Origin of the sequence: Kitasatospora sp. NPDC088391 (assembly GCF_044753345.1) — a bacterium.
Lineage (GTDB): Bacteria > Actinomycetota > Actinomycetes > Streptomycetales > Streptomycetaceae > Kitasatospora.
In genome coordinates, this window is the sequence record NZ_JBIVNB010000009.1 from 130224 (window position 1) to 142214 (window position 11991).

Sequence of the window (11991 nt, forward strand, 5' to 3'; positions counted from 1 at the left end):
GGACAGCAGACGCACTGTATTCGAAGATCCGAGCGAAGGGTCGGTCGGTTGCGCGATCCGCCGCCCGGCCGTCCGACCCCGTCGTCCGGCCCGCCCCGCCGGGCCCGGTTCAGTCCGCCAGCGGCAGCAGTTGCGGGAGGTGCCCGTCGGAGGCCAGCGCGGCGGCCCGGCGCTCGGCGGGCACCTCGCCGTACAGGGTGGTGCGCTGCCGGGCCGGGCGGCCGGCCAGCGCGGCGGTCGCCTCCAGGTCGCGGACCGACTTGTAGGAGCCCCAGGAGGAGCCCGCCATCCGGGAGATGGTCTCCTCCATCAGCGTCCCGCCGAGGTCGTTGGCGCCGGAGCGGAGCATCTCGGCGGCGCCCTCCGCGCCGAGCTTCACCCAGCTGGTCTGGATGTTGGGGATGTGCGGGTGCAGCAGCAGCCGGGCCATCGCGGTGACCGCCCGGTTGTCGCGGGCGGTCGGGCCGGGCCGGGCGATGCCGGCCAGGTACACCGGGGCGTTGGTGTGGACGAACGGCAGGGTGACGAACTCGGTGAAGCCGCCGGTGCGTTGCTGGATCCCGGCGAGCAGCCGCAGGTGGCCCAGCCAGTGCTGCGGGGTGTCGACGTGGCCGTACATCATCGTGGACGAGGAGCGGATGCCCAGCTCGTGCGCGGTGGTCACCACCTCGACCCAGGTCGCGGCGGGCAGCTTGCCCTTGGTGAGCACCCAGCGGACCTCGTCGTCGAGGATCTCCGCCGCCGTGCCGGGGATCGAGTCCAGTCCGGCCTCCTTCGCCCGGAGCAGCCACTCGCGGATCGGCAGGCCGGTCCGGGTGGCGCCGTTGACCACCTCCATCGGCGAGAAGGCGTGCACGTGGATGCCCGGCACCCGTTCCTTCACGGCCCGGGCGATGTCGAAGTAGGCGGTGCCCGGCAGGTCGGGGTGGATGCCGCCCTGCATGCAGACCTCGGTCGCGCCGACCTGCCAGGCCTGCTCGGCCCGGTCGGCGACCTGCTCCAGCGACAGGGTGTAGGCGTCGGCGTCGGTGCGGCGCTGCGCGAAGGCGCAGAACCGGCAGCCGGTGTAGCAGACATTGGTGAAGTTGACGTTCCGGGTGACGCAGTAGGTGACGTCCTCGCCGACGGTGGCGCGGCGCAGTTCGTCGGCGATCCGGGTGAGCGCGTCCAGCGCGTCCCCGTCGGCCTGGAACAGGGCCAGCGCCTGGTCGTCCGTCAGTTTCCGCGGGTCGTCGGCGGCGACGGACAGCGCGGTGCGCAGCTCGCCGTCGAGCCGGCGCGGCACGGGGACGCCGACCTGCTCGCGCAGCGACTCCCAGTCGCCGTACACCTCGTCGAAGTCGGAGCGGCGGTCGCCGGTGCGGCCCTCGGTGTCGACGGTGCGGAACAGGTCGGTGCGGCCGCCGCCGGTCATCGGCTCGTCCGGCTCCTGCCAGGGCAGGCCGACCGGGCGGACGCCCTCGGCGGCGAGGCCGGTGGCCGGGTCGGCGAGCGCGCGGACGTGCGGCAGCAGCCGCGGGTCGAGCCAGGGCTCGCCGCGCTTGAGGTACTCGGGGTAGACGGTCAGGCGTTCGCGCAGCTCGTACCCGGCGGCGGCGGTGCGCTCGGCCAGCTCCTCGACGTGCGGCCAGGGGCGCTCCGGGTTGACGTGGTCGGGCGTCAGCGGGGAGACGCCGCCCCAGTCGTCGATGCCCGCGCCGATCAGCAGCGCGTACTCGGCGTCCACCAGGTTCGGCGGGGCCTGGATCCGGGCGGCCGGGCCGAGCACCAGCCGGGCCACCGCCACCGTCGCGGCCAGCTCGGAGAGTTCGGCGTCCGGCATGGCCCGCATCGCGGTGTCCGGCTTGGCCCGGAAGTTCTGCACGATCACCTCCTGCACGCCCTGGTAGGCGCGGGAGACCTTGCGGATCGCCAGCAGCGCGTCGGCCCGCTCCTCGTGGGTCTCGCCGATGCCGATCAGCACCCCGGTGGTGAACGGCACCGCGCTGCGCCCGGCGTCCTCCAGCACCCGCAGCCGGACGGCCGGTTCCTTGTCGGGCGAGCCGTGGTGCGGGCCGCCGGGCTCCGACCAGAGCCGGGTGGCGGTGGTCTCCAGCATCATGCCCATCGACGGGGCGACCGGCTTGAGTCGCTGGAAGTCCGTCCAGCTCAGCACGCCGGGGTTGAGGTGCGGCAGCAGGCCGGTCTCCTCCAGCACCCGGACGGCCATCGCCCGGACGTACGCCAGGGTGTCGTCGTAGCCGTGCGCGTCCAGCCACTCGCGGGCCTCCGGCCAGCGCTCCTCGGGGCGGTCGCCGAGCGTGAACAGGGCTTCCTTGCAGCCGAGTTCGGCTCCCTTGCGGGCGATGTCCAGCACCTCGTCCGGGGACAGGTACAGGCCGTGCCCGTCCTTGCGGAGCTTCCCGGGCACGGTCACGAAGGTGCAGTAGTGGCAGCGGTCCCGGCAGAGCCGGGTGAGCGGGACGAACACCTTGCGCGAGTACGTGATGACGCCGGGGCGGCCGGCCTGCTCCAGGCCGGCGTCCCGGAGCCGGGCGGCGACGGCGCACAGCTCGGCCAGGTCCGTGCCGCGGGCCCGCAGCAGCACCGCCGCCTCGGCGGTGTCCAGCGCCACGCCGTCCCGGGCCCGGCGCAGCGCGCGCCGCATCGCCGTCGGGGTGGGGTAGTCGGCGGCCGGGGGCGTCTGAGGGCTCATGGGCCCGACCCTACGACAGTGCTCCGCCTCCAGGACTACGGCGACCCTGACGGCGCCTCAGGGTCGGGGTCGGCCGGATGCGACGCGAGACGTACCGCGATGTGGTGCCGGCGGGCGACGTTTCCGGGGCGCCCGGCGGCTCTAATGGAGAGTGACAGCGCAGAGAGCTCGGAAGGGGGCCGCAATGGAGCAGGAAGCCACGGCAGCACAGGACATGACGGCGCCGACGGCCGGTCGGCGGCGCGCCGCCGTCCGGATCGGGGTGCCGGTCGCGGTGGCCGCAGTGGTCGCCACCGGCATCGGCCTGGTGCCGGCGCTCGCCAGCGACGAGGCACCGAACCTGCCGGCGGTCAGTGCCCAGGAGCTGGTGGCCAAGGTGCTCTCGAGCAACACCGACACCTTCAGCGGCACCGTCCGGGTCAGCGCCGACCTCGGCCTGCCGACCGCGCTGACCGACCTCGCGAGCGGCGGCGGCCCGCTGGGCGGGCTGGCCCGCAGCGCCGGCGCGTCCACCGGCGGCGCCGACCCGCAGCTCAAGGCCGTCGAACTGCTCGGCGGCTCGCACACCCTGACGGTCGCCGCCGACGGCCCGGACCGCCAGCGGGTCACGCTGTCCGGCCAGCAGACCGGCTACGAGCTGGTCCACGACGGCGACCAGGTGTGGGCCTTCGACCGCGCCTCCCAGCAGGCCCTGCACCTGACGGGCGCGCCGGGCGCCGACGGGCACCGCCCCGACGGCACGGCCGGCCCCGGCTCGGTCACCCCGCAGGAGGTCGCCAAGCAGCTGCTCGCGGTCTCCGCGAAGACCACCTCGGTCACCGTCTCCGGCACCGAGCGGGTGGCCGGCCACGCCGCGTACCGGCTGAGCGTCAAGCCCACCCAGGAGGGCTCGACGGTCGCCGAGATCCGGATCTCGGTGGACGCCGAGAAGGGCATGCCGCTGGCCGTCCAGCTCCGCACGGTCGACGGCGCGACCGCGTTCGACGTCCGCTTCGGCTCGCTCTCCTACGCGAAGCCGGACGCCAAGACCTTCCGGTTCGACGTCCCCAAGGGCGCCAAGGTGGTCGAGCGGTCCGCGTCCGAGCACGCCGGGAACCCGCTCTCCTCGGTGCTGCCCGCCCTGCCGGAGCACGGCAGGAACGACGGCAAGAACGACGGCAAGCCCGGCGACGGCAAGCCCGGTGACGGCCCGCAGTTCGACGGCAAGGACGGCGGCGTGATCGGCGAGGGCTGGACGGCGGTCGCGTACGGCAACGCGGGCGCGGACGCCGCGAAGGGCCTGGCCAAGTTCACCGGCCGCCCCGTCGACGGCGGGACGCTGGTCTCCACCCGGATCGTCAACACCCTCGTCACCCCGGACGGCCGGGTCTTCGTCGGTGCGGTGACGCCGGAGACCCTGTCGAAGGTCGCGAAGGCCGCGAAGGCGGGCTAGCGGGGTTCCCGGGGGCCCGGGGAGCGGGTGGGGCCGAGGAGTTCCCTCGGGGCCGGCGCTCCTCGGGCCCCCGTCTGTTCCCGGGTGGAGGCCGCGGCGAGGGCCAGCGCGGGCAGGTGGGAGGGGGAGACCAGGAAGAGCGGGGCCCAGTCCGCGGTGAGCAGGCGGACGCCCGCGGTGAGGCCGTGCAGGCGGGCCCGGTGCGAGTGCCGGAGTTCGACCCGGTCGAGGCGGTAGGGCGGGAGCAGGTCGACGGGGTCGCCGTCCAGCGGCTGCCAGCGGATCGCCGCGGGGGCCCCGCGCGGCCGGGTGATCCGCAGCTCCCCGCTCTGCGACCCGCAGGCTTCCCGCCGCAGGGCGGGCACGTGGTGGAGCACGGGCCGGGCGAGGTGGACCATCGGAGTTCCTCCCGCGCGCCGGGACAGCTGCGGCCGGGTCGCGCAGCACGGACGTTAGCAGTCCGGAAGTCCGGTTGAGGAGATCCCGCGAAGGCGTTCTTCCGGAGCGTCCGGCCCGGCCCGGCACTTGACGCGGACTCGGGTCGGACGGTGGGATGGTGGGCCGCTCCGGACCGCTCGTCCGTTGTCCGTCCGCCCGCCCGTTCGACCGTCCGCTGGAGTGCCGTGCAGATCACCCGTCGTGGAGTCCTGCTGGGCGGGGTGGCCGCCGCGTGCGCGACCGTGCTGGCCCGGTTCGGCCCGGCGGAGGCCAGTTCGGCGGACGGCCCGGCGGGGCTGCTGGAGGTGTCCACGGGCTGGACGTCGGGGCCGGAGCAGAACGGGCTGCAGGCGCTGCTGGCGAGCCTCAAGGGCCGCGCCCCGGACGTCACCTTCGTGGCCGGCGACGGCTCCGCCCCGCCCGGCGGCGACCTCACGGCCCGGCTCGCCGCCGGGTCGCCCCCGGACAGCCTGCGCTGCTCCGGCGGCGCCGAACTCGCCGACCTGGCCGACCACTTGGAGCCGCTGGACGGGCTGTTCCGGAGCCGCGGCTGGTCCGCGGGGCTGCCCGGTTCGCTGCTGCCGCGGCTGCGGGCCGGCGGCGCGGCGCTGGCCGTCCCGGCCGGGGTGCGGCGGACCAACCTGCTCTGGTCGGACGCCCGGCTGCTCGCCGCGGCCGGGGCCTCGTCCGCCCCGTCCCGGCCCGGCCTGCTGGTGGCCGAGCTGCGGCGGGTGGCCGCGGCGGGCCTGCGCACCCCGCTCGCCGTCGGCGGCCCCGCCGAGGTGCTGCACCTGCTGGAGACCCTGCTGCTGGCCGCGCACGGCCCCGACGCCTTCGAGGCGCTGTGGCGGCCCGGCGGCCCCTGGCGGGACGCCGCCACCGACAGCGCGCTGCGCCTCCTGGACACCCTGCTCGACCTGGCCGCCCCGCCCGCCCCGGACGACGACTGGACCGACGCGGCGCACCGGTTCGGCTCCGGCCAGGCCGCGTACCTGCTCACCGGGGACTGGGCGGAGGGCTGGCTGCGCGACAGCCTCGGCCTGCGCCCGGGCACCGACTACCGGTGGGCGGCCGCGCCCGGCACCGCCGAGGTGTTCCAGTCCCGGCTCGACGTGTTCGTCCTGCCGCGCGGCGCCCGGCACCGCCAGGCCGCGCTCGCCTGGCTGGACGTCTGCGCGAGCCTGGACGGCCAGGTGGCGCTGAACGGGGCCCGGGCCGCCGTCCCCGCCCGCACCGACCTGCCGGAGCCCACCCGGGCCCTGTTCGGCCCGTACGCCCGCTGGTCGCTGGACGAGTGGCGGGTCCGCCGCCCGCTCGACTCGCTGACCCACGGCGGCCTGCTCGGGGCGCGCCGCCGGGCCGCCGCGCTGGGCGCCGCGACCGCGTTCACCGGGCACCGGGACAGTGCCCGGCTGGCCCGCGAGCTGGCCCTGGTCTGACCGGCCGTCAGCCCGCGACGGCGTCCGGCACGGTGTCGCGGACCGGGGCGGGCCGCTGCCGCCGCTCGGCCCGGACCCGGCGCAGCGCGTCCCAGCTGAGCACCACCAGGGCGACCCAGACCAGGGCGAAGCCGGCCCAGCGGGCCGGCGGCATCGACTCGTGGAAGACCAGCACGCCGATCGAGAACTGGAACACCGGCGCCAGGTACTGCAGCAGCCCGAGCGTGGTCAGCGGCACCCGCAGCGCGGCCGCGCCGAAGCACATCAGCGGCACCGCGGTGATCACCCCGCTGACCATCAGCAGCGCGGTGTGGCCGGCGCCGTGCCCGAAGGTGCCCTCGCCGCGGACCCCCAGGTAGACCAGCAGGCCGAGCGCGAACGGGAACATCACGGCGCTCTCCACCGCGAGGCTCTCGGCGCCGCCCAGCCCGACCTTCTTCTTGATCAGCCCGTAGGTGGCGAAGGACAGCGCCAGCACCAGCGCGATCCACGGCGGGCGGCCGTACGCCACGGTGAGCACCGCGACGGCCGCGGCGCCGGTCCCGACCGCCGCCCACTGCGCGGTGCGCAGCCGCTCGCGCAGCACCAGCACGCCGAAGGCGATCGTCACCAGCGGGTTGATGAAGTACCCGAGGCTGGTCTCCACCACGTGCCCGGAGTTCACGCCCCAGATGTACACGCCCCAGTTGACCGAGACGGTGGCGGCGGCGAGGGTCAGCAGCGCGAGCCGGCGCGGCTGCCGCAGCAGCGGGCGGACCCAGCCCCAGTGGCGCCGCACCAGCAGCATCAGCGCGACCGCGAGCAGCGACCACACCATCCGGTTCGCCAGGATGTCGAGCGCGCCGGCGGGCTCCAGCAGCGGCCAGAACAGCGGGAACAGCCCCCACATCCCGTACGCCGCGAAGCCGTTCCACAGCCCGACCCTGGCCTCCCGCGCCGTCTCCGCCATGGCCTGCCCCTCACCCGCGTGCCGTCGTTTCCCCGAAAGGTAGCGGCCCGCGGGTGCGGGTGTCATCCCCGTTCCGAACTATGGCTACTGACAGCCGGGGGATTCAGGCGTTCACCGTCCAGGTGCTCGACCCGGCGAGCAGGGCGCCCAGGTCGCCGCGGCCCTTCTGCTCCTCGGCCCGGGCGAGCTGCTCGCCCATCAGGGTGTCGTAGACCGGGCGGGCGACGTCCCGCAGCACGCCGATGGGGGTGTGGTGCAGGGTGTCGGCGTCGGCGAGGCGGGTGAGGGCGAAGGCGGTGCCGGGCCCGGCCGCGTGGGCGTCGTGGACCAGCGCGGTGCCCTCGGTGCGCGGGACGATCCGCAGTTCGCCGTCGGCGTCCCGGACGACGTGCCGGTCCGCGCCGACCAGCACCGGCTGCCCGTGTTCCAGCCGGATCAGCGCCTCGTCCCGGGTGCCCGGCTCCTTGAGGACCTCGAACGCGCCGTCGTTGAAGATGTTGCAGTTCTGGTAGATCTCGACCAGCGCGGTGCCCTCGTGCTGCGCCGCGGCCCGCAGCACGGACTGCAGGTGCTGCCGGTCGGAGTCGATGGTGCGGGCGACGAAGGTCGCCTCCGCGCCGATCGCCAGCGACAGCGGGTTGAACGGGGCGTCCAGCGAGCCCATCGGCGTCGACTTGGTGATCTTGCCGATCTCGCTGGTGGGCGAGTACTGGCCCTTCGTCAGGCCGTAGATCCGGTTGTTGAACAGCAGGATCTTCAGGTTGACGTTCCGGCGCAGCGCGTGGATCAGGTGGTTGCCGCCGATCGACAGCGCGTCGCCGTCGCCCGTCACCACCCAGACCGACAGGTCGGGGCGGGACGCGGCCAGGCCGGTGGCGATCGCCGGGGCGCGGCCGTGGATCGAGTGCATCCCGTAGGTGTTCATGTAGTACGGGAAGCGCGAGGAGCAGCCGATGCCGGAGACGAAGACGGTGTTCTCACGGCGGATGCCCAGCTCGGGCATGAAGGACTGGACGGCGGCCAGCACGGCGTAGTCGCCGCAGCCGGGGCACCAGCGGACCTCCTGGTCGGTCTTGAAGTCCTTCGCGGACTGCGGGGCGTCCGCCTTGGGGACGAGCCGCAGCGCGGGGAAGTCGGTCATCGGTTCTCCTCCGCTTCGAGGGTGCCGATCGCCGCGTGCAGCACGTCGGCGAGCTGGGCGGCCTTGAACGGCAGGCCGCGCACCTGGTTGTAGGACTGGGCGTCGACAAGGTACTTGGCGCGCAGCAGCAGGGCGAGCTGGCCCAGGTTCATCTCGGGGACGATCACCCGCCGGTAGCGGCCCAGGACGGCGCCGAGGTTGGCCGGGAACGGGTTGAGGTGGCGCAGGTGGGCCTGGGCGACCCGGCCGCCGTCGGCCCGGACCCGGCGCACCGCGGCCGCGATCGGGCCGTAGGTGGAGCCCCAGCCGAGCACCAGCACCTCGGCCTCGCCGCTCGGGTCGTCGACCTCGACGTCGGGCACCTCGATGCCGTCGATCTTGGCCTGCCGGGTGCGGACCATGAAGTCGTGGTTCGCCGGGTCGTAGGAGATGTTGCCGGTGCCGTCCTGCTTCTCGATGCCGCCGATCCGGTGCTCCAGGCCGGGCGTGCCGGGGACGGCCCACGGGCGGGCCAGCGTCAGCGGGTCGCGCTGGTAGGGGCGGAAGCTGCCGTCGGGGCCGTTCGGCTCGGTGGCGAACTCGACCCGCAGGTCCGGGAGTTCGTCGACGTCCGGGATCTTCCACGGCTCGGAGCCGTTGGCCAGGTAGCCGTCCGAGAGCAGGAACACCGGGGTGCGGTAGGTGAGCGCGATCCGGGCCGCGTCGAGGGCGGCGTCGAAGCACTCGGCGGGCGTCGCGGGGGCGACGATCGGCACCGGGGCCTCGCCGTTGCGGCCGAACATCGCCTGCAGCAGGTCGGCCTGCTCGGTCTTGGTCGGCAGGCCGGTGGAGGGGCCGCCGCGCTGGATGTCGACCACCAGCAGCGGGAGTTCGAGCGACACGGCGAGGCCGATGGTCTCGGACTTCAGCGCCACGCCGGGGCCGGAGGTGGTGGTGACGCCGAGCGCGCCGCCGAAGGCCGCGCCGAGGGCCGCGCCGATGCCGGCGATCTCGTCCTCGGCCTGGAAGGAGCGGATGCCGAAGTTCTTGTGCCTGGACAGCTCGTGCAGGATGTCCGAGGCCGGGGTGATCGGGTAGGAGCCGAGGAACACCGGCAGCCCGGACCGCTCCCCCGCCGCGACCAGGCCGTACGCCAGCGCCAGGTTGCCGGAGATGTTGCGGTAGGTGCCGGCCGGGAGCTTGGCCGGCGGGATCTCGTAGGAGACCGCGAAGTCCTCGGTGGTCTCGCCGAAGTTCCAGCCGGCCCGGAACGCGGCCACGTTGGCCTCGGCGATCTGCGGCTTCTTGGCGAACTTCTGACGGAGGAACAGTTCGGTGCCGTGGGTGGGCCGGTGGTACATCCAGGACAGCAGGCCGAGCGCGAACATGTTCTTCGCCCGCTCGGCGTCCTTGCGGGCCAGGCCGCTCTCCTTGAGCGCCTCCAGGGTCAGCGTGGTCAGCGGCACCGGGTGCAGCCGGAACGCCTCCAGCGAGCCGTCGGCCAGCGGGTCCGCCGACCAGCCGACCTTGGCGAGCGCGCGCTTGGTGAACTCGTCGGTGTTGACGATGATCTCGGCGCCGGCCGGCAGGTCGGGCAGGTTCGCCTTGAGCGCCGCCGGGTTCATCGCGACCAGCACGTCCGGGGCGTCGCCCGGGGTGAGGATGTCGTGGTCGGCGAAGTGCAGCTGGAAGCTGGAGACGCCCGGCAGGGTGCCTGCGGGGGCCCGGATCTCGGCCGGGAAGTTCGGCAGCGTGGACAGGTCGTTGCCGAACGCCGCCGTCTCCGAGGTGAAGCGGTCGCCGGTGAGCTGCATGCCGTCGCCCGAGTCGCCGGCGAACCGGATGATCACCCGGTCCAGCCGCCGGATCGGCTTGGCCGGACGCCCGGGCCCGTCCTGCGGGCCCGACCGGGGCGAGGCCGGTCCCGTCCGGCGCTCGCCGTCCGAGCCGTCCACTGCCTCTGACTGATCGACCTGACTGGTCACTGCCGCGGACCTCCTCGAAGGGGAACCAGCAGCGGGCGTGAGCCGTGTGCCCCGTCCGCCTGGCGCACCAAGGGAATCCTAAGCGGGCAGAGCACCGCTGGAAGGGAACTCGCACAGACCGCCCCGGCAAGTCCCCCGAGGTCAGGACTCCAGGTAGGCGAGGACGGCGAGAACCCGCCGGTGGTCCTGCTGGCTCTGGCCCAAACCCAGCTTCTGGAAGATGTTCGACACGTGCTTCTCCACCGCGCCGTCCGACACCACCAGCTGCTTGGCGATCGCCGCGTTGGTCCGGCCCTCGGCCATCAGGCCCAGCACCTCGCGCTCACGGGGCGTCAGGTTCGCCAGCGTGTCGACCTGCCGGCTGCGGCTCAGCAACTGCTGCACCACCTCCGGGTCGAGCGCGGTGCCGCCCTCGGCGACCCGGCGCACCGCGTCCGCGAACTCGCGGACCTCGGCGACCCGGTCCTTCAGCAGGTAGCCCACGCCCCGGGTGGAGCCGGCCAGCAGCTCGCCCGCGTACTGCTCCTCGACGTGCTGCGACAGCACCAGGACGCCCAACTGCGGGTAGCGGCCGCGCAGTTCGACGCAGGCCCGGACGCCCTCGTCGGTGTGCGTCGGCGGCATCCGGACGTCGGCCACCACCACGTCGGGCAGCGCGGCCGCGCCGTGCAGTTCGTCGATGGTCCGGACGAGCGCGTCGCCGTCCCCGACGCCCGCCACGACCTCCATCCCCCGGTCCGTCAGCAACCGTGTCAGCCCCTCCCGGAGCAGCACGGAGTCCTCGGCGATCACCACGCGCAACATGGCACCGACCCTAGCGCGCGGCGGCCGCCCGGTCGGACCGAACATCACATCGTGCGGATCGCCACCGTGTCGCACAGCTCCTGCAGCGCCGCCTTGGCCGAGCACTCCGGCAGGGTGTCGAGCAGCGCCCGGGCCTCCTCGGCGTAGCGCAGGGTCTCGCGGCGGGCGCGTTCCAGCGCCGGGTGCCGGCGCAGCAGGCGCAGCGCCTCGGCGTGCGCCCCGTCGTCGGCCGCCAGGTCGGTGTCGAGGAGTTCGCGCAGCCGGGCGTCCTCGGGGTCGGCCGGGTCGACGGGCATCTGGCGGAGCATCAGCACCGGCAGGGTGGGCACACCCTCGCGCAGGTCGGTGCCGGGGGTCTTGCCGGACTCGTGGCCGTCGCTGGCGATGTCGAGGACGTCGTCGGCGAGTTGGAAGGCGGTGCCGATCCGCTCGCCGTACTGGGTGAGCAGGTCGACGATCCACGGCTCGGCCCCGGCCATCAGCGAGCCGAAGCGGCAGGAGACGGCGATCAGCGAGCCGGTCTTGCCGGAGATCACGTCCAGGTAGTGGCGCAGCGGGTCGTCCTCGGGGCGCGGCCCGGCGGTCTCCAGGATCTGGCCGGTGACGAGCCGTTCGAAGGCGTCGGACTGGATCCGGACGGCCTCGGGGCCGAGGTCGGAGAGCACCTGGGAGGCGCGCGAGAACAGGAAGTCGCCGGTGAGGATGGCGACCGAGTTGTCCCAGCGGCTGTTGGCGCTGGGGGCGCCGCGGCGCACCGGCGCCTCGTCCATCACGTCGTCGTGGTAGAGCGTCGCCAGGTGGGTCAGCTCGACCACCACCGCGGACGGCACCACGCCGGAGGCGGCCGGGTCGCCGAACTGCGCGGCGAGCATCACCAGCAGCGGCCTGAACCGCTTCCCCCCGGCCTCGATCAGGTGGCTGGCGGTCACCGTGATGAAGGGCACGTCGCTCTTGACGGCCTCGATCAGGGCGGCCTCCACGGCCTCCATCCCCGCCTGGACGTCGCGGGTCAGATCGCGGTCCTGCACGCTCAGCCCGAAGGGCCCCACGACGGTCACGCTGACCACTCCTGTCCCTGGTCGATCCGGCGGGGCCGGTCCCTCGGCCCCGACGATGCACATACAAGGCA

General features: G+C 74.3%; 9 protein-coding genes. 2 read left to right on the top strand and 7 right to left on the bottom strand.

Annotation, left to right across the window (positions count from 1 at the left end):
- Positions 1-109 precede the first annotated feature (109 nt).
- A complete protein-coding gene (locus ACIQBJ_RS25445) occupies positions 110-2695 on the bottom strand; it encodes a bifunctional FO biosynthesis protein CofGH (RefSeq protein ID WP_400714935.1) in 2586 nt (861 codons plus the stop codon).
- 184 nt (positions 2696-2879) lie between these two features.
- Here ACIQBJ_RS25445 and ACIQBJ_RS25450 point away from each other — a divergent pair, with 184 nt between their 5' ends.
- Positions 2880-4127: an outer membrane lipoprotein carrier protein LolA gene (locus tag ACIQBJ_RS25450; protein WP_400714938.1), complete on the top strand. Its 1248-nt coding sequence runs from the start codon at positions 2880-2882 to the stop codon at positions 4125-4127.
- Here ACIQBJ_RS25450 and ACIQBJ_RS25455 read toward each other — a convergent pair.
- On the bottom strand, positions 4124-4525 hold the full coding sequence (locus ACIQBJ_RS25455; protein ID WP_400714941.1) for a hypothetical protein: 402 nt from the start codon (positions 4523-4525) through the stop codon (positions 4124-4126). The genes ACIQBJ_RS25450 and ACIQBJ_RS25455 overlap by 4 nt on opposite strands.
- 225 nt (positions 4526-4750) lie before the next feature.
- Here ACIQBJ_RS25455 and ACIQBJ_RS25460 point away from each other — a divergent pair, with 225 nt between their 5' ends.
- Positions 4751-6004, top strand: a complete 1254-nt coding sequence (locus ACIQBJ_RS25460) for an extracellular solute-binding protein (RefSeq protein ID WP_400714944.1) — start codon at positions 4751-4753, stop codon at positions 6002-6004.
- Between the two features lie 7 nt (positions 6005-6011).
- Here the strand turns inward: ACIQBJ_RS25460 and rarD are convergent, their stop codons facing one another.
- From rarD to ACIQBJ_RS25485, 5 genes are all read right to left on the bottom strand, one after another.
- The gene (rarD, locus tag ACIQBJ_RS25465; protein ID WP_400714947.1) at positions 6012-6953 is read right to left on the bottom strand and encodes an EamA family transporter RarD; all 942 of its coding nucleotides are present in this window, start codon (positions 6951-6953) and stop codon (positions 6012-6014) included.
- 103 nt (positions 6954-7056) lie between these two features.
- Positions 7057-8094, bottom strand: a complete 1038-nt coding sequence (locus ACIQBJ_RS25470) for a 2-oxoacid:ferredoxin oxidoreductase subunit beta (RefSeq protein ID WP_400714950.1) — start codon at positions 8092-8094, stop codon at positions 7057-7059.
- Positions 8091-10058, bottom strand: a complete 1968-nt coding sequence (locus tag ACIQBJ_RS25475; protein WP_400714953.1) for a 2-oxoacid:acceptor oxidoreductase subunit alpha — start codon at positions 10056-10058, stop codon at positions 8091-8093. Before ACIQBJ_RS25475 ends, ACIQBJ_RS25470 begins: the two co-directional genes overlap by 4 nt.
- 141 nt (positions 10059-10199) lie before the next feature.
- On the bottom strand, positions 10200-10862 hold the full coding sequence (locus ACIQBJ_RS25480) for a LuxR C-terminal-related transcriptional regulator (protein ID WP_400714956.1): 663 nt from the start codon (positions 10860-10862) through the stop codon (positions 10200-10202).
- A gap of 44 nt (positions 10863-10906) precedes the next feature.
- On the bottom strand, positions 10907-11920 hold the full coding sequence (locus ACIQBJ_RS25485; protein WP_400714959.1) for a polyprenyl synthetase family protein: 1014 nt from the start codon (positions 11918-11920) through the stop codon (positions 10907-10909).
- Positions 11921-11991: the final 71 nt, after the last annotated feature.